The sequence below is a fragment of the Paenibacillus sp. JT31N7 genome (genome assembly GCF_059692095.1).
In genome coordinates this window covers 675,470-692,265 of the sequence record NZ_JCAUAT010000003.1, presented here as the reverse complement: position 1 = coordinate 692,265, position 16,796 = coordinate 675,470, and the positions used below count along the sequence as shown (strand labels likewise).

Here is a 16,796-nt window from a genome sequence, read left to right as displayed (position 1 = left end):
ATTGTACTATAGTACGTTTTATAGAGAGGGAACTATGCTCAAATTGACAAATATCCGGCACGATCGGCTGGCGGAATGGTACGAAGAAAGCGGACCCGGCGGTAGTGCGACCGCTTCGTTCATCATGCTGAGCTACGGCCGCTGCCTGTACTGGATAGAAAACGACAAAATTATGCTGGAGAAAGGCGACTTACTCCTGATCAAAGAGGGCGTTTCCTATTACGGCAAAAGCATTCCGACCTTTCTGCACAACAAATATGTCGCAAGCTTCCATCTTACGGATACCGTTCACGAGCTGCCGCTGCTGAGTAAACCATGGGTAAAAATCCGCTCCGGCATGGCTGAATTTTTGCTCGAACGGACCCGCAAATGCTACTCCGACTGGAAGGAGAACGAGCCGTACGCCCGTATCCGCGGACAAGCCATTCTCCTGGAAATGCTCGCACTGCTGAGCCGTGAAGCGGATCAAGCGGCGGTTTCGTCCGAAACGGGAAAACATGCGGAACGGATGAAGCAGTATATCCGGGACCACTACCGCGAGAAAGTGACGAAAGACGAGCTCGGCGAATTCATCTCGAAAAGCCCTAACTACGCCGCCGCTCTTTTTAAAAAAGTAACCGGGCAAACCATCAGCGAGTATGTCCATGCCGTACGAGTGAAAAAAGCCGTCTATATGCTGATGGATTCACTGCTGACGATCGGCGAAATCGCCGAATTTGTCGGGTACGAGGATGTATCGTATTTTCAGCGGATATTTAAAAAAATGACCGGCCGCACCCCTTCCTCTTATATGAAAGAAAGGCCACCGAGGAATTGACCCGCGTGCCGCAGCGGTGATCCATACAGCCTGCCGGCCGTATCGTTCCAACAAAAAAAGCCCTCACGGGCTTGGATATTCATCGTTCCGGCCGCTTCTTTTCCTGGTAGAAGACCGTATTATCCGCCTGGTCTACTGACCTAGGTTCTGAATCTTCTCGGTAAGCTGCTTCATTTCGTTGACCTGCTGAATCACCGGGGACTGGAGAAGCGATTTATAATCAAGCACCTGGCTGTTAAGCTGCTCCAGATGTCCGTTAATCGTGCCCAGCATCGTTTCGTTGTACCCGACGATCTGCTTATGCAGGTCTTCGGCGAAGCCCGGCGCGTCCAGACCGTTAAAACTGGAAATGTTCTCTCTCATCGCTTCCAGTTCTTTTTTCACTTTCTCTCCCGCCTGGGGATCGGTTACGGCTTCCTGGGCGGCGGCAGGCAGGGTTTCGGCGAAAGCCGCCGCTTCCTGGAGATACGTTTTCGCTTCTTCCCCATAGTTTAAGGTGCTGCTCACGCCGTCCAAAAGCGAACAGCCCGACAGCATCAAAACGGTCAAAACCGCAAGGACGAGTCTGAGTCTGATTTTCATGAATCGAAGGCCTCCTTTGTTTCCGTTTATACGGTATATGAAGTTACAGCCGACCTGCATGTAGGTCACACCCTACACATTTATTTAAGTTGTGTACGTTCCCCCCTCTCAATTGCTTCTGGAATTTCAAACCTATATATCAAATATTCCTTAGAACCCTATGCAATGTCTAGCAATCACAACCCTATAGGCTAATCCTCTTATCCCTCTCGATACTCTTGCTGCAGATATCCTCGACCCCTATACAACAAGAAATTTAACCCTGAAATTTGAAATAAATGTATATTTGGTTTATTTTTTAGATAGGATCTCCTCTTAGTTTACACATTACTGGATTAATGACGTATAACAAACAATCTGTCTGTCTAACAAACATTTAAAGGCTTGGATTGAAGATTGGGACTCCTACTAATCACTTCGTATATCTAAGGAGACTGCTATGAAAAATAGAAAATTTGTACTATCAGCTATGGTATTTAACGTTATCTTCATGTTATTTGCTATATATGGTCAGAGCTATGTAGAATATGCTCCAACTATCGGATGGCTAGGTGCTTTGATGACAACCTTGGTCATTTTCATTTCATACCTCACAACAACAAAAGGAATCGCGCGTCGGTAATAGCTGTTGTAAAGGCTGTGAAGTCAACTTTACCCAACATCTCTCATTAAATAATTACAGCAACTTTACGCACACGCTCACACTCACACCTCGTTCACTTCAAGACAAGCTAGTGGCTTATTGCAGTACGTTTAAGGTAATACTGTTTTTGCGGGGAGTCGGTTTCATTATGCGAAGTCTCTACTTACAGGCCGCTACCCTGTTCTAAACAAAAAAAAGAGCTGCGCAACGCAGCTCTTGGCCATTTTGACGGCTATGTTCATCGGGTTCCAAGCACAATACCAATCCGGCCGTCCTTCATTTCCAGTTCGTATTTCTTAACCCGGGTCCGGTCGCTGAACAAGGACTTCCCGGTTTTGATATCGAATTCCCAGCCGTGCCAAGGGCAGCGCACAATCTCGCCCTTGCGGCTGTACTCGTATTCGTAGACGTCCGACGGAAGATTCGTTCCGGAGACAAGACCCGAACACATCGGTGCTCCCTGGTGCGGGCAGTAATTATGAAGCGCGTAGAACTCCCCGCCAATCCGGTAAATGCAAATTTCCCGCCCCTCCACCTCGACCAGGACATGCCCGCCTTCGGGTACGTCTGCCGCATCCAGCACATCGTGTACCGCCATAATCAAACGGCCCTCCGTTTACGTTAAGTTGTACAGCTTTTTCGCATTCTCGTAAAAGATTTTGCGCCGGGCTCCCGGCTTCAGCTTGCGCAGGATCATATCCGGCGCATCGAAGTCCCAGTGCGGATAGTCGCTGGAATAGAGAATCATATTCTCCGCGTCGAACATGTTGAACAAGTCGACCAGATGCTGCGGATTGTCCGGCTCCTCGATCGGCTGCGTCGTCAGGAAGCAGTGCTCCGCGACATATTGGCTCGGCATCTTCGTCAGCCACGGAACCGTGGAGCGGAGCGCCTTGTAGTTCTTGTCGAGCCGCCACATCAGCGGCGGCAGCCAGGCAATGCCGCCCTCGACAAGCACAACCTTCAGGCCGGGGAACTTGGCGAATACTCCCTCGCATACGAGGCTGACCAAATGGGCCATGAACATTTGGGACAGGCACGTATGCCACTCGATGTATCTCGCCGGATACCCGGCCGCCGTAGGCGCGGTCGAGCTGCCCCCTCCTTCGGCACCCGGATGAATGGCGACGGGCAGGCCGTGCCGCTGCGCCGCTTCGTAGATCGGGTGGTAGAAGCGGTGCCCCAGCGGCCAGCGTGCGGCGCTGGAGATGATCACTTCGACGATGTCGGGATGATCCCCGACCCGGTCGATCTCCCTGGCGGCGAGCTGCGGGTCCAGCGTCGATACCGCCATGGCGCCCTTGAACGCCTTATGCTTGCCGAGCCACTCGGCGATAAGGAAGTCGTTGTAGGCGGAGCAGACGGCCGCCGCGTAATCCGGGTCGTGCGTCGTCGAGATGTTGTAGACGACGCCCGTCAGGACGGCGTACTCGACGTTGTAGCCTTCGATGAGCTGCTTGATCATGAAGTCGGGATCGGAGCCGGCTCTGCCTCCTCCCGGCGGAATCGAGTCCTTCTTCATGACGCCTATCGGCGAGTAATAACCGGAGCCCGAATAACCGATGCCCGTTGCCGCGACCCTGGATTTCCATGGCTCCGGCAAATAGGGAATCAGGGCCGAGTCGTTCTGTTCGTTGTGAACGTCGGTATCGATGACTTTCAGCTTTTCCGCTGCTGCCACAACTTTCCCTCCTTCGTACTGATGCTGCCCTTGTACCCGGGCTCCAGGTTTACTTTTTGCCGTACGTCCGGGTATAGGCCGTATTGTACATGTTCAGCAAATCGTCCGCTCCCATCTTCTTAACCTGATCCAGGAACTGCTGGTAAGTCGTATCGTTGATCGGTGTTTTTCCGGTGACGAACTCCGTTAATTTCTGCTCCAGGAATTTATTGAGGTTGTTTAGCTTCGATTTTTCCAACTCCAGTTCTTCCTCCGTTTTCACGATCTGTTTCGGGGACGGCACGATAAACGGCTCATACCGCTTGTTGATATCCTTGCTCTTGTCGCTCAGTCCGCGTTCCCAAACCTCGCGGGATTTTGCGTTGTCCAGAGTGATCAGGTCGTACCAGACGCCCCAGTCCTTGCGCAGCGTATTGAACGGGGAAGCGCCGAATTCTTTCATATAAACGGGCTTGCCGTTTTCCATCGTGTAGGTTTTGCCCTCGATTCCGAGGGACAGGTAGTTCGAGCCTTCCTCGCTGACGAGATAGTCCAGGAACTGGACCGCCCGGTCCTTGTCTTTGACCTTCGCGGAAATCGCCCGCCCGACGGCTCCGATTACGGGGCGGGAGAACTGGTAATTTTTAATGCCGTCCGCGGCAAACTGCGGGATCGCGTCGAGCTCGAAGGTCGAAGTGCCGGCTTTGCGGCCTTTGTCCGTTAACGATTCCAGATCCGCTTTCCAGAAGTAGGTCACGAGCGACTTGCCTTTCAGAATGCGTTCCTCCCACTGGGCCTGGGTGAGCAGGGAATACTCGGGATCGAGCAGCTTTTCGGCATACAGCTTATTCAGGAAAACGAGCGAATCTTTGTAGCCTTTGTGATACGGGGCGAACGCATATTTATCGGTTGTCGGGTCGATGTTGAAGAAGCCCTGGATGCCTGTAAACGCCCGGCCGAACACCGTATACAACCCTGTATCGCCAACGATCGCATTGGGAATGAGCGGATACGAATTCGGTTCTTTCTCCTTATACGCCTTCAGGAACTGGTAAAATTCATCCAAGGTACCCGGCGGCTTCAGGCCATACTTATCCATCAAGTCTTTGCGGGTGTACCAGATGAAGTTAAAGCCTTTGCCCTCGGCGTCCCCCTCGATTACGGGCACCGTGTAAATGCCGCCGTCCGCTCCGCTGGCGACCGCTTTGGCTTCCGGGTATTTCTCGTAGAACGCTTTCAGGTTCGGCGCTTTGTCCAGGTAGTCCTTCAAGTTCAGAAACACTTTGTCGGGACCGTGCTCCCTGCCCTCCTGGGTGCTCACCTGGATAAAATCGGTGACGGAGTTCGTGGCGATCATGATTTGTCTTTTCTCGGTGAGTCCTTCCTGGCTGACAATCTGGAAATCGATGCTGACGCCGGTCTTTTTCTCGATCTCTTTGAAAATGTCCCAGTCCTGCCGCACTTTTCCCTCTACCCGGTCATACGCCAGCCATGAAAATTTCACGGGTTTCTTGGCGTCCGATCCTCCGCCCTCCCCCGGTGATGCCCCCTGGTCCTTGCTGGAACATCCCGCCGCAACGACTCCGGCAAGCAGAGCGACTGTCAAAATCACGGCAAACGGTCTTTTTTTCATTTCCGAACCTCCCCTTAATGGTAGCTTCCGCTCTACTGGCTTGCTTTACTGGTTCTGCTGTGCTCGTCGTACTGTGCTGGTCACGCTTGTCACGCTGATCACGCATGTCACGCTGGTCATGATGCTCATGAGGGTTATGCTGCTCATACCGGAAGCGGAAGTGCTGCCGCATGGCCAGGACGGACTGTACTCCCGATCATCGCGCAGCCCCGCGTATCGCGGATTTTGCTCTATAGCCATGAATTCCAAGGGGAATTCAGAACTATCCCCGCTGTCTAGCCTTTAATGCCGCCGATCATGCTGCCCTGTACGAAATATTTCTGGATAAACGGATAGACGCACAGGATCGGAAGCGTAGCGATCATGATCATCGCGTATTTGAGCGTCTCCAGATGATTCAGATCTCCCTCGCCCTGAACGCTGGTTCCGGCGATGAGAATGTTGCGCAGCATAATTTGCAGCGGGTACATGCTTCGGTCATTGAGATAGATCAGCGCGTCGAAGAAAGCGTTCCACTGGTTGACCGCGGTGAACAAGCCGATTGTCGCCATGACAGGCATGGAAAGCGGCAGGACGATCCGCAGCAGCACCTGCAGCGAACTACAGCCGTCTATCGTTGCGGCGTCCTCCAGCTCCTCGGGCAGCGCCTCGAAGAAGGTCCGCATAATAAACAGATACCACGTGGAAATCAGGGACGGCAGGACAATGGCCCAGATCGTATCCAGCATGCCGAGCTTTTGAACGACCAGGAAGGTCGGAATCATGCCGCCGCTGAACAGCAGCGTAAACGCGGCCAGGAGCAGAATGGTTCTGCGGCCAGGCAGCCATTTTTTCGATAAAGGATAGGCCATTGCCGCCGTCACGATGAGAGTAAGCGCCACATGAAGAACGGTGTAGCGGATCGTATTCCAGTAGCTGATCCACAGATCGGGGTTGGTGACGAGCCGTTCGTAGGCGACCAGCGTGACCTGCTTCGGAAATAGCAGCACCTCTCCGCTCGCCACCAGGGCGTTATTCGAAATCGACGCCGAGAACACGTACACCATCGGATAAATCATGACGATGACAAGAAGCAGCATCAGAATGATGTTGAGGATGTCAAACACTCTGGACGCTATGCTGGTTTTGATTTTCATCGCTGTCCTCCTCCTACCACAGACTCGTCTCGGAATATTTGCGGACGATCCGGTTGGCCGTTACGACCAGGATAAGCCCGATGATAGACTGGAACAGGCCGACGGCCGTGGCGAAGCTGAAATCGGAATCGAGAATGCCCCGCCGGTACACGAAGGTATTGATGACATCCGACGTTTCGTAGTTCATGGAGTTGTAGAGGAGCAAAATTTTCTGGAAGCCCGTCTCCATAAAATGACCGAGCGTCAGCACGAACAGGACGATCATGACCGGCAGCATGCCGACAAGCGTAATATGGCGGATCTGCTGGAACCGGTTCGCTCCGTCCATTTTGGCCGCTTCATACAGCGTAGGATCAATGCCGGCGATAGCCGCCAGGTACAGAATCGTTCCCCAGCCGATCTTCTGCCAGATTTCGGAGCTCACGTAAATCGTCCGGAACCACTCGGGAATGCCCAGGAACATGACAGGCTCCATTCCGAACACCTTCACGAGAAAATGGTTGACGACTCCGGTTGACGGAGACAGAAACGTCACAAGAATGCCCGCGATAACGACTGTGGAGAGGAAGTGGGGCATATAGCTGATGCTCTGGACAAACCCTTTAAACCATTTGTTCCGCAGTTCGTAGAACAAGATGGCCAGAACAATCGGTGCCGGGAAATGAAACAGCAGGTCGTATACGTTGAGCAAGACCGTATTGCGGATCAGCTTCCAGGAATCCGGCGTGACGTAGAAGAATTCGATGAAATGCTTCAGCCCTACGAATTTGCTTTCGAGGATGCCCCGGCCGATGGAGAAATCCTGGAAAGCGATAATGATGCCGTACATGGGCACGTACTTGAAAATGATATAGTACAAGATCCCCGGAAGCATCAGCAGGTAAAGCGCTTTGTGTTTTCTGACGAGATACCAGAAGCGGGCACTCTTCGCCATGGCCTCTTCCTCCTTTCAAGTAAGCGCTTGCAATTGGTGATGGCCTAACTATAGAGAACCCGCCTCTTCCCGTAAAGCGTGCAAATTTGTGCCCGGGTGCCATTTCCTCTATGCCTTGCCGGCCGGGGCTTCCGGGTACGTTCAGGAAAAAAAAGAGACTCCGGAAAATAAGGAGTCCTGCCATTTTCACTGATGGATCGTCCGGTATTTCGCCGGGGTGATGCCTTCGTATTTCCGGAACATGCGGATAAAGGAATTTCTTCCCCAGTAACCGACTTTTTCGGCGATATCGTCCATTTTCAAATCCGTTTGAAGGAGCAGTTCTTTCGCTTTCACCAGCCGGTATTTGGCGATATACTCCACGCACTTCTCCCCGACTTCCTCCTTGAAGGTCCGGCTGAAATGGCCTACGGACATATTCATCGATCCCGCAAACTGTTCGATCGACAATTCTTCATCGTAATGCTCGTGAATATACGTCAGAATTTCGTTGAATTTGCAGGCCCGCTCATCCGGTTGAGCCGTTTGGAACAACAGCCCGTGAAACTCCCGGAAGCAGCGCTTCACTTCCTCCAGCGTCATACAGGCGTTCACCTTATCGAACAGTCCCGCATAAAAAGGCACGTTGAAGTCTTTGCGGTCGGTTTCCACCGCACGTACCCACGTATTTAAAAGGTCCGTGCACAAATATTTGATCTGAACGGCCGTAGCGTTTTTGCGCACGGCTTCTTCCACCATTTCATAGGCCGACTGCAGCAGCTTGTCGTAGTCGCGCGTTTTGTAGCGGTTCAGAATGCGGCCCACCTCCTGCACGCTCAGGAATGTATCGCACTGGGGCGAATCCGGCGCGCTCTGTCCGCTGCAAATCTCGACGCCCGCGCTCAGTCCCCGGCGCTGCAGAACCGATACGGCTTGCTCGTAGGACAGGTGAAGCTCCTCGATGCCGTATACCGTCCTGCCGATGCCGATCGTCGCTTTGAAGTAGCCGCCGTACAACTGCAAAGCCGCCCGGATCAGGTTCGCGTCCTCCTCCGGACTCAGGCTGAGGAAGGGGTCCTTCTGAATGACGCAGACGAGCAAATCGGGCTTGGTTCCGCACAGCCAGATTGTGGAGGGAAGAAGCTGGAGAATGCGCTCTTTCAGCTCCGCCATCAGGAACGATTTGGAGGTTTCCGTAAGCTGGCCGTACACGTGCGGATCGTAGTGCAGCGCTATGCCGAGGACGGTCCGTGCCGCTTTTTTCGTATAGGTAAACCCGATTTCCCTGGCGTACGTCTCGATGGAGAGAGCGTCCCTGTATTCGCCCAGCAAAATTTTGGTCACAAAATGCTCCTGCACGATCGGAAACATGCCCGCCACCCGCTGGGTAAGCTGTTTGTTTTCCGAAATGATCAGCTGCGAAAACCGTTTAATCACATCGTAATCGTTCCCGTCGCTTCGCATTTGCAGCGCCTGGGCCGATCCGTGCGATTTCAGGCCCTCTTTGATCTCCAGGATGGGCCGGTACATGCGGCGGCTCAAATAATACGAGACGAAGCTCCCCACCACAATGAAAAAACCGAGAAAAATCCAGCTGATGAGCCGCGTAAGATGGGCGGGTTTCATAAGCGTCGGCAAATCGACGAGACTCAAATAGTAGGAAGATTCGTCAAAACCCGATTTGACCAGCGAAATCGCTTTGTCCTCCGTGATCATAAATTTGGAGTCTTCCGAGGCAGCCGCCAGGGGCACCGGAAGCCGGCTGATTCCGTCCGATACAACCCCGTTCGAGCTGATGATTTCTCCTCTGCTTCCGAGAATCGCGGTACCGGCCACCCAGTTTTCCCGGATGTCGATCAAATGCTGCAATTTGTCCCTGTTTACATCTACCACCAGGTACACGTCGGGAACATTCGTATTGAACGGATAGCTCATCAAGGCCGACAAGGTGGAGCCATCCGGCTTCGGTTCCGTGAACTCCATCATTTTCTTGTTTGTAAACCGTGCCAGATAGGCCGCCTTCTCCTCCGCACCCATCGGATAACGGAAATCAAAATAGTACGATTTATCCGTATACGTATCCACATCAATGACAAGGTCATGACGAACGAACACCAGGTATGCCTTGGTCACCAGCTCATCCGATTGCAGCTTGATCAGCTGCTCCCGCAGAGAGTGGATCAGCTCCATACGTTGGGGGTTCTCGCCGGATAGATCGCCGGCTTCTTTAATCAGGCTGCGGATGTTGGAAGTACTGAGCATGTTAATCATGTTCGTTTTCAGGGAATTAAAAGCGGTGTCCGTCTGTTCGGAGAAACGGCTCATAATGACGCGGTTTAATTTCTGCGCATCCTTCTCGATCAGAGAGACGACGAGGAAATGAGCCAGCGTGCAGGCAACAATAACGGGAATCAGAATAATGACGAAATAGTTGGCGAAATGACGCCAGAACAGGGCAATGCGGAAAGAACTCGGTTTCGGGATCGGAATCATTATCTGCCTACCACCTTTTCACGGAAGGTTGAAAGAAAGCAATGCAGGAAAGAAAACGGGGACAAAAGGAATCGCGGGACGAAGAACTAGCATCACCGGCTCGGTCAAAAAAAGAAACAGACCCCCGGCACTATGGAATGAGAGCGCTCTCACGCCACCCTTAGTTGTATTATAGTGGGGGTGAAATAATAATTCTACAATTTTGTGAATTTTGAAATATTATTTTCTGACCCATTTAAAAAAGCCTATTTCCTCAAGGGGAAATAGACTTTTATTCAGGCCGGCAGGCTCTTCGTTTTCCTGCTGCGACAATCGGCATGTCATAAAGGAAGGGTCATCGTAATCGTTCTCGGAGCGAAACCCAGCGACTCATACAGATGAAGCGCGTGATTTCCGGCGTATACACTGAGCCTTACTTCAGGGTATCCTTGGCTTTTAAGCTGCTCCACCGCTTCCTGCATAAGCTGCCTGGAGATACCGCGTCCTCTGAACGGCTCAAGCACATAGAGCTCGTACACAAACCCGATCGTCCGGTCGGTAAACGAATCTTTGCTCTCCCCGATCAGAACCCATCCGGCCAGCCGCTTCTCTTCCGCTGCGATCAGGTAATAGCAGCCTTTTTTCAGAAGGGGATTTACGAGTTGCCTCACTTTGTCCCGGTTCGGCTCGGCATTGCCGAGCGTTCCCTCCGACAGAGCCTGCGGCGAAAGCCTCCGGATCTGCTGAATTTCCTCCGGAATCGGTTTGCGGATTTCCACGTCGTTATCTGCCTCCTTTGCATTCCCATTTGCCCGGCTTCTACTCTTCCGTACGGTATAACATACGACCCCGCAGGACAGGTTCCTTCTTTCACCCGTAAAAATCGAGCAGCTTCTGCACATTATGCTCCAGCGTGCCCCCGTTCGTACGGATAACCAGCTCCGGGTTTTCCGGAGCTTCGTACGGGTCACTGATGCCGGTAAAAGCCGGGATCTCGCCTGCTCGCGCCTTCGCGTACAGCCCTTTCACATCCCTGCGCTCGCATTCCTCGAGAGGACAATCGACGAACACTTCGATAAAACGCGGCAGGTTCGCTCTGGCGTACGTCCGCATTTCGCGGTACGGGCTGATCAGGCTGACTACGGTCGTAACGCCGTTGCGGTTAAGCAGGCCGCTTATGTAGACGGCCCTCCGGACATTCTCCATCCGGTCTTCCCGGCTGAAGCCCAGGCCCCTGCCGACCTGCTGCCGAAGCTCGTCCCCGTCGAGACACTCGACGGCGTGCCCCCGGGCCGCAAGCTCCGCAGCGAGGGCTCTCGCCGTCGTGGTCTTGCCCGACCCGGAAAGTCCCGTCAGCCAGTAGGCAAGGCCGGCCGATACCGTTGTATTAAGCATGTGCGTCACAGTTGTCCGCTCCTTCTTCGTAAACGTATGGTATTTGCCGCGAACCGGCCCCTGCGATGCGTTCGAGCAGCCCGCCGCCGTATCGTTTGCGAAGCTGCAGTTCCGGCATATGAATGTAGCCGATATAGCAGTCGCAGCAGTCCATCCGGCACGGGCGCGGCTGCGAAAGCGCGTCCAGGCCGTCCCGGTACAAATGGCCGATGACCCGCCGGTCTTTGTAGCAGCGCTTCACTATGCCGGGCCCCTGCACGTAGAAAACGTCGAGACCCGTGCCGCACGCCCGCCCTCTGCTCTCGTAATCCTCGGCGTTGAGATCGAAAAGCGGGTCGAGGCTTCTCAGGAAAGCCTTATCTTCTTCCGAATAATAATCCCGCTTGTCCTTGAAGGCATTCACCCACATATACACGTCGGAAGGCAGCGAACGGCGGAGCGACTCCAACCGGCCGAAAGCGCTTCTGACGCCCACCGATCCGACACTGAACGGTATTCCCCGGTTATACAGCTGCAGAACCTGCTCCAGAAATTTCTCTTCCGTCGTCTGTCCGGGGTGATATGAGACCCAGAAGGCAGTCTTCCTCGGGTCCAGTTCCCCGGTCCATGCGAGGCCGGCGGACAAATTCGTCTGGATCGCAACTTTATCCACGTGTTCCATGTGCGAGAGCCGGACCATGGCCTCCTTATACCAGCGGTGAGTCAGCCCTTCCCCGTAGGGATTGAAGAAAACGGACAGGCGGTGGCCTTCGGCTCCCTGGCTTTCCGCCCAGCCCGTAAAGGTTTCGACCTGCTGCCGGTCCTTCGCCAGCGTTGCGGCGCTGTCCTTGTTCTTGCTGAACGGACAGTACGGGCAGTCGTAATTGCACGACGACAGGCTCCCCCGGTAATACAGCGTCGCCTTCATGCGAAGGTGTATCCTTCCATCAGGGCGCGGGTCTCCGTGGAGATGAACCAGTCTCCGATAGAATCGGAGAGGGCGAGCCCGTCGTCCGTCAGCCGGAAACAACCGTCCCCTCCGCCCGTTCCGGTCTGGGGAACCCGCTCGGCCAGACCGGTCTCCGTCAGCCGGTTCAGCTCCGGGTGGTCCTCCAGCGCTTCCGTGCCGAACCGGCGGGCGTAGGACGCGAGTTCCAGCCCTTCCCGGTGGAGGAGCGCCTTCAGAATGAAGCGCCGCTTCTGTTCCGCTTCGTTCAGGACAAAGCCGTAGTCGACGAGGTCATGACGCTCCGCAGCGACATAATCGGCGATAATGCCGGCCGTCGCGCTGCGGCTGACCGCATAGCGGGTCGCGTAGTGGACGCTGTGCGTGTACGAGCGGGCCCCGCAGCCGAGACCGACCATGCCTTCTTCCTGACAGCCGTACGGCAGAAGCGTTTTGGGCGAGGAAGCGTTCTCTCTGGCGAACCTCCTCATCGAATACTGCGTATACCCTGCGGCCAGGAGACGGTCGCGCGCCGCCGTGTAGCAGGCCATGCGGATATCCGTGCCCCGCTGCCGGATCTCTTCGGGCTTGACGATCGTATGCTCGCGCGTGTACAGCGGGTATATAAAGATTTCCTCCGGCTCGTAGGCAAGCGCCCGCTCCAGGGAGTAAAGCCAGGTGTCCACGGTCTGGCCCGGCAGTCCGTAAATCAGGTCGAGATTGAGGATCGGGAACTTGACCCGCTTCAACTGCTCCAGCGCCTTCTCGACCACCAGCGGCATTTGCGGGCGATAAATGGCCGCCGCCTCCGCTTCCACAAAGCTCTGGATGCCCATGCTCACCCGGTCCACTCTGTGCGCCTGCAAAATATCCAGGCGCTCCGCGGTGACCGTCTCCGGCGAAGTTTCGACCGAGATGGAAGCTTCTCCGCTGTCCAGCCCCATAACGTCCTCCGCGATCCGGAAAACACGGTCGAGCAGCGCCGGTTCCAAAAGCGTAGGGGTTCCTCCTCCGACGGCAAAACGCGCGAATTTCTTATGCGCGACATGGGGAGCCCACTGGCGGGCCTGCCGCTCCAGCGCATCCACATACTGCTCGTGGGCGCCGGTACGTTTGTCCGGCAGCGTAAACAAATTGCAGAAGCCGCAGCGCGCCCCGCAGAACGGGATATGCATATACAAGAAGAAGGTGTCCGCCGGTTCGTCCGTCCACAGCTCCTCCAGTGGGATTTTTCTCTCCAGCTCGCGATAAGCCGTCTTATGCGGATAGGAATACAAATACGAGCGGTAAGGTGCGGAACGAAGCGTTTCTTCCCAAGCGGAAACGGACATTTCTTCAGCTGCCGGCACCGGTTGGTTCCTCAGTTGAGAAGAGGACATCGGCCGTTCACTTCCTTTTCGTCAATCTATAGAATAAACTCGCGGTAAGGCACATTCCAGACCGCTTCATGAGCAAGCCGGTGGCCTTCGTAGCCGTCTTCGCCGTAGCACGTTCCGTGATCGGAGAAGACGAGGCAGAACACGGGCCGCTCCCGTTCTCTCATCGCTTCGAACAAACGGCCCAACTGGCCGTCCACGTACCGCAGCGCGGCCCTCTGGCTCTCGACCGAATCTTTCTTCGCGCCGGGCAGAAAATAATGATTAGGCCCGTGTATGGCCGAGACGTTCAAAAACATAAACAGCTTCTCATCCGGCTTCGTCCGCTCGAGAAGCTTGAGCGCATGATTGACCTGATGCTCGGTGGAACGCGGGTTCGTCACCCCGAAGGTCATACGCCAGTAGCTTTCCTGGAAATAGCCGGGGAGCACCCGTGCGAGCGGAACTTTTTTCGTAAAAAAAATTACACCCCCGATACAGATCGTCCTGTAGCCTTCTTCCCGAAGACCGGACACCAGATCGGGTGTGTCGAAGAGCCATGTATGGGGATGGGTTTTAAGCCCCGTGTTTTTGGAATGAAAAAGCCGGATATGCTGCGATTTGTCCGTCGTCGCCGGAGTCGGCAGAAAACCGCCGAAAAAAGCGTGATGCGCCGCATAGGTAAAGCTGCCGGGCGTGTGACGCTTTTCCCAGGAGCCGCCGCCGCACAAATTCGGGCAGTTGGCTTCCTCCAGGACGGCGGCGTCGTAACGCAGCGTGTCCAGCGTAATCATCAAGATGTCGTGAGTACCGACGATATCGTTCATATTCATCGAAGCGTTCCTTCCCCGTCCGGTGAAGCCGCTCCGGCTCTCGGCTTCCCTGAAGCTCCGGTTCCGGTAAATCCGGCAAACCCGGCGGAACCCGCGGCTCCCGCAGACCCCGCAGACCCGTAGGCTGCGGCAGCTGCGCCGGAGCCTCCTGCGAGCCGGCTCATCTGCCATTCGTAAGGGTCCATTCCCTTATGAACGACACGGTACAGCAGATCCCCGAACGGATTGATGTCAAGTATGTAAGGCGCATGCGAGGCGCTGTCGAGCAGGACGTCGATACCCGCTGCGGCGGAGCGCGGAAAAGCGGCCAGCGCCTTTTCGGCGCAGGCCGCAGCTCTTTCCCGGACGCCCGGCGCCAGGCCGAGGTCATCTACGCTCACCCGCTCGCTGCGCAGGTGAAGGTTCGTGATCGGCGTGCGGCTTACACGGGCGATGCTGTGGCAGGCTTCTCCCGCCACGACAAGCTGGCGGATGTCGTACGTCCGGTCGCCGTAAGAAGCTTTGGCGATCCACTGCTCGACGTGGGCGCCGTGCCTCAGAAGCCAGTTCAGCACCTGGCGGATCGCGGACGGGTCCGTGTAACGCCGCAGCTTCATCGCGTTATAGAAAACCGGGGCGCGGGCGCCGTAGTTCTCGACGCCGACGGTCGTGACCGCCTGCTCCGCGCCCGTAAGCGGGTTGATGCGGTAAGCGACGACGCCGCAGGCGCCGGAGCCGGAAGCGAGCTTCACGAAGACCCGGTGAACCCGCCGGGACAGCATCAGCCCGCGAAGCGCCTCGTAGTCTGCGATCTCCTCCGGCGGAGCCAGGAGGCGGGGCACCGGCACGCCGGCAGCGGACAGGATGCGGTGCGTCTGCCGCTTGTCGAACATGCCGGCGATGTCGTCCGGCGCGTTCGTCCACTGCGGCTGCGGCCACAGCTCCTCCGCTTCCCGCCGCAGGCGGGCAAGCAGCCGCGCGAAGCCGCGGAACCATTGGGACGGGTGATACTGCCGTCCCTCTTGCTCCGCGAGTGCGAGCGCCGACCGCACGGAGAGCGGCTGCGGATCGCTGCGGTGCCCGAACGGAAGCAGGCGGTCGCCGTACGCCGCCTCTTCGTGATCGAGAGCGCCGAGGGCGATCAGCCCGCGCTCCACCGCGAAGAGCTCGCCGGGGGCGTCCAGCCGCAGCAGCGGGGCGGGTTCGCCCGCCAGCTGCGACGCCGCTCCGGCGAGGCTTGCCGCCTGCGCGAGCGAGGCGCTGCCGTCCAGCAGCCCGGCGTAGGGCAGCACGACGGCCGGAGGCAGCCCCAGCTTCGTCCGGGCGTTCTGCAGCCCTGCCGTGCGGCGGTTGCCCGGGTTGCCGATCAGGATCATCCTCTGCGGCATGCCGTTATTCCGTGAGCGACGGATACCGGTAATCGTCGTCTTCATCCATATCCTGCTGATCGTCCGTGTTCACGTTAAGGCCGGACGATTTCCAGCGGTTTACCATTTCATCGGACATATAATGATGGCTTAAGTCCAGAAACTGCAGCTTTTTCACTTTCTCGCTGTTCAGCAGCGCTTCCGCTCCCGTATCGGTCAACGTTCCATCCGACATGTCGAGGGTGTGCAGCCCGTCCAGAATCGGGGCATCCGCCAGCGCGACGGCCAGCTCGTCCTGGATTTCGCTGTTTTTCAAACCGAGATAAGTCAGTTCGGGAAATTTACCGGGTTCCGTCAGCTTCAGCACGTCTTCCAGGCTGCCGTCGAATCCGTATTCATCCACACCGAGATACAGCTCCAGCTTTTTCAGACGCGGAAAAGAACCTTCGTAAATTTGATGGATCACGTCCTTGCCCAGGCCGCCGCAAATAATGGTCAGTTCCTCCAGGTTTTCGTGACGAGCCGGGTTCAGATCCAGTCCCGTGCTTCCTTTGACCGTAAACGACCGGAGAGCGGGGTAAGCCTCCAGCAGCGGGGCCAGGTTGGACTGCATAATCCAGGACACTTCGCATTCCTCGAAGCTCATGTCTCCGATAAACAAACTCGTCAGTTTCGAAAACCGGTCCTTCAGCGCGACAAGCGTCTCGACCGTTTCTTCGGAATCGTTCTCATAAGCACCGCCCCAGTCACCGATAATGAGGCTCGTCAGCTCTCCGCTTTGCGGGCTGTCGGCAAGCTCTTCCAGCAAATCTTTCATTTTCTTGCCGGCTTCGTACTGCTCGTAATCAATTGATAGTTTAATTTCGGACATAACGGTCCCTCCCGTGTCAACTTTTTCCTTCTATGTACGATATAATCCTAACTATAAACGATTCTAAAAAAGACTTGCAAACATTTCCGGACAACCGGCCCCGTCTTCTGCCTTGTTTCTTTTTCGTTTTTCTGGGTCTGTTTCGTATGGAAGCCGCACCGGATGCGGGTTTTGCGCGACGGATAACGTCTTCTTTCCATGGACCTATTCGTAAA

General features: G+C 55.4%; 16 protein-coding genes. 2 read left to right on the top strand and 14 right to left on the bottom strand.

What is annotated here, in order from left to right; translation table 11 throughout:
• Window positions 1-34: 34 nt before the first annotated feature.
• Window positions 35-817 (top strand): helix-turn-helix domain-containing protein, encoded by a 783-nt coding sequence (locus tag AC58P5_RS17715; RefSeq protein WP_497388747.1) that lies wholly within the window; start codon window positions 35-37, stop codon window positions 815-817.
• Window positions 818-949: 132 nt separating this feature from the next.
• Here the strand turns inward: AC58P5_RS17715 and AC58P5_RS17710 are convergent, their stop codons facing one another.
• Window positions 950-1,399 carry a DUF6376 family protein gene (locus AC58P5_RS17710; protein WP_497388745.1) on the bottom strand — a complete coding sequence of 150 codons (450 nt, stop codon included), beginning with the start codon at window positions 1,397-1,399 and terminating at the stop codon, window positions 950-952.
• 439 nt (window positions 1,400-1,838) lie between these two features.
• Between AC58P5_RS17710 and AC58P5_RS17705 the strand changes: the two genes are divergently transcribed.
• Window positions 1,839-2,021, top strand: a complete 183-nt coding sequence (locus AC58P5_RS17705; protein WP_497388743.1) for a hypothetical protein — start codon at window positions 1,839-1,841, stop codon at window positions 2,019-2,021.
• Between the two features lie 259 nt (window positions 2,022-2,280).
• Here the strand turns inward: AC58P5_RS17705 and AC58P5_RS17700 are convergent, their stop codons facing one another.
• From AC58P5_RS17700 to AC58P5_RS17640, 13 genes are all read right to left on the bottom strand, one after another.
• A complete protein-coding gene (locus AC58P5_RS17700; RefSeq protein ID WP_497388741.1) occupies window positions 2,281-2,640 on the bottom strand; it encodes a Rieske (2Fe-2S) protein in 360 nt (119 codons plus the stop codon).
• Window positions 2,641-2,658: 18 nt separating this feature from the next.
• Window positions 2,659-3,723 carry an amidohydrolase family protein gene (locus tag AC58P5_RS17695; protein ID WP_497388739.1) on the bottom strand — a complete coding sequence of 355 codons (1,065 nt, stop codon included), beginning with the start codon at window positions 3,721-3,723 and terminating at the stop codon, window positions 2,659-2,661.
• 49 nt (window positions 3,724-3,772) lie between these two features.
• Window positions 3,773-5,335: an extracellular solute-binding protein gene (locus AC58P5_RS17690; RefSeq protein WP_497388737.1), complete on the bottom strand. Its 1,563-nt coding sequence runs from the start codon at window positions 5,333-5,335 to the stop codon at window positions 3,773-3,775.
• 275 nt (window positions 5,336-5,610) lie between these two features.
• The gene (locus AC58P5_RS17685; protein ID WP_497388735.1) at window positions 5,611-6,471 is read right to left on the bottom strand and encodes a carbohydrate ABC transporter permease; all 861 of its coding nucleotides are present in this window, start codon (window positions 6,469-6,471) and stop codon (window positions 5,611-5,613) included.
• A gap of 13 nt (window positions 6,472-6,484) precedes the next feature.
• Window positions 6,485-7,405 carry an ABC transporter permease gene (locus tag AC58P5_RS17680; RefSeq protein ID WP_497388733.1) on the bottom strand — a complete coding sequence of 307 codons (921 nt, stop codon included), beginning with the start codon at window positions 7,403-7,405 and terminating at the stop codon, window positions 6,485-6,487.
• Window positions 7,406-7,591: 186 nt separating this feature from the next.
• A complete protein-coding gene (locus AC58P5_RS17675) occupies window positions 7,592-9,877 on the bottom strand; it encodes a helix-turn-helix domain-containing protein (RefSeq protein ID WP_497388731.1) in 2,286 nt (761 codons plus the stop codon).
• 320 nt (window positions 9,878-10,197) lie between these two features.
• Complete coding sequence (locus AC58P5_RS17670; protein WP_497388729.1) at window positions 10,198-10,635, bottom strand: GNAT family N-acetyltransferase; 438 nt, start codon at window positions 10,633-10,635, stop codon at window positions 10,198-10,200.
• Window positions 10,636-10,726: 91 nt separating this feature from the next.
• On the bottom strand, window positions 10,727-11,251 hold the full coding sequence (cysC, locus tag AC58P5_RS17665; protein WP_497389107.1) for an adenylyl-sulfate kinase: 525 nt from the start codon (window positions 11,249-11,251) through the stop codon (window positions 10,727-10,729).
• Window positions 11,244-12,158, bottom strand: coding sequence for an STM4011 family radical SAM protein (locus AC58P5_RS17660; RefSeq protein WP_497388727.1), 915 nt, complete (start codon window positions 12,156-12,158; stop codon window positions 11,244-11,246). Before AC58P5_RS17660 ends, cysC begins: the two co-directional genes overlap by 8 nt.
• Window positions 12,155-13,555, bottom strand: coding sequence for an STM4012 family radical SAM protein (locus AC58P5_RS17655; RefSeq protein ID WP_497388725.1), 1,401 nt, complete (start codon window positions 13,553-13,555; stop codon window positions 12,155-12,157). Before AC58P5_RS17655 ends, AC58P5_RS17660 begins: the two co-directional genes overlap by 4 nt.
• 26 nt (window positions 13,556-13,581) lie before the next feature.
• A complete protein-coding gene (locus AC58P5_RS17650) occupies window positions 13,582-14,364 on the bottom strand; it encodes an STM4013/SEN3800 family hydrolase (protein ID WP_497388723.1) in 783 nt (260 codons plus the stop codon).
• Window positions 14,361-15,776 (bottom strand): STM4014 family protein, encoded by a 1,416-nt coding sequence (locus tag AC58P5_RS17645; protein ID WP_497388721.1) that lies wholly within the window; start codon window positions 15,774-15,776, stop codon window positions 14,361-14,363. Before AC58P5_RS17645 ends, AC58P5_RS17650 begins: the two co-directional genes overlap by 4 nt.
• Window positions 15,736-16,581 carry an STM4015 family protein gene (locus tag AC58P5_RS17640; RefSeq protein WP_497388719.1) on the bottom strand — a complete coding sequence of 282 codons (846 nt, stop codon included), beginning with the start codon at window positions 16,579-16,581 and terminating at the stop codon, window positions 15,736-15,738. The genes AC58P5_RS17645 and AC58P5_RS17640 overlap by 41 nt, the downstream gene beginning before the upstream one ends.
• Window positions 16,582-16,796: the final 215 nt, after the last annotated feature.

What these genes read in the sequence shown, in the direction of transcription:
- AC58P5_RS17715 (WP_497388747.1), top strand. Translation starts at nt 35, where the DNA reads ATGCTCAAATTGACAAATATCCGGCACGATCGGCTGGCGGAATGGTAC.
- AC58P5_RS17710 (WP_497388745.1), bottom strand. Translation starts at nt 1,399, where the DNA reads ATGAAAATCAGACTCAGACTCGTCCTTGCGGTTTTGACCGTTTTGATG.
- AC58P5_RS17705 (WP_497388743.1), top strand. Translation starts at nt 1,839, where the DNA reads ATGAAAAATAGAAAATTTGTACTATCAGCTATGGTATTTAACGTTATC.
- AC58P5_RS17700 (WP_497388741.1), bottom strand. Translation starts at nt 2,640, where the DNA reads ATGGCGGTACACGATGTGCTGGATGCGGCAGACGTACCCGAAGGCGGG.
- AC58P5_RS17690 (WP_497388737.1), bottom strand. Translation starts at nt 5,335, where the DNA reads ATGAAAAAAAGACCGTTTGCCGTGATTTTGACAGTCGCTCTGCTTGCC.
- AC58P5_RS17685 (WP_497388735.1), bottom strand. Translation starts at nt 6,471, where the DNA reads ATGAAAATCAAAACCAGCATAGCGTCCAGAGTGTTTGACATCCTCAAC.
- AC58P5_RS17680 (WP_497388733.1), bottom strand. Translation starts at nt 7,405, where the DNA reads ATGGCGAAGAGTGCCCGCTTCTGGTATCTCGTCAGAAAACACAAAGCG.
- AC58P5_RS17675 (WP_497388731.1), bottom strand. Translation starts at nt 9,877, where the DNA reads ATGATTCCGATCCCGAAACCGAGTTCTTTCCGCATTGCCCTGTTCTGG.
- cysC (WP_497389107.1), bottom strand. Translation starts at nt 11,251, where the DNA reads ATGCTTAATACAACGGTATCGGCCGGCCTTGCCTACTGGCTGACGGGA.
- AC58P5_RS17660 (WP_497388727.1), bottom strand. Translation starts at nt 12,158, where the DNA reads ATGAAGGCGACGCTGTATTACCGGGGGAGCCTGTCGTCGTGCAATTAC.
- AC58P5_RS17655 (WP_497388725.1), bottom strand. Translation starts at nt 13,555, where the DNA reads ATGTCCTCTTCTCAACTGAGGAACCAACCGGTGCCGGCAGCTGAAGAA.
- AC58P5_RS17650 (WP_497388723.1), bottom strand. Translation starts at nt 14,364, where the DNA reads ATGAATATGAACGATATCGTCGGTACTCACGACATCTTGATGATTACG.
- AC58P5_RS17645 (WP_497388721.1), bottom strand. Translation starts at nt 15,776, where the DNA reads ATGAAGACGACGATTACCGGTATCCGTCGCTCACGGAATAACGGCATG.
- AC58P5_RS17640 (WP_497388719.1), bottom strand. Translation starts at nt 16,581, where the DNA reads ATGTCCGAAATTAAACTATCAATTGATTACGAGCAGTACGAAGCCGGC.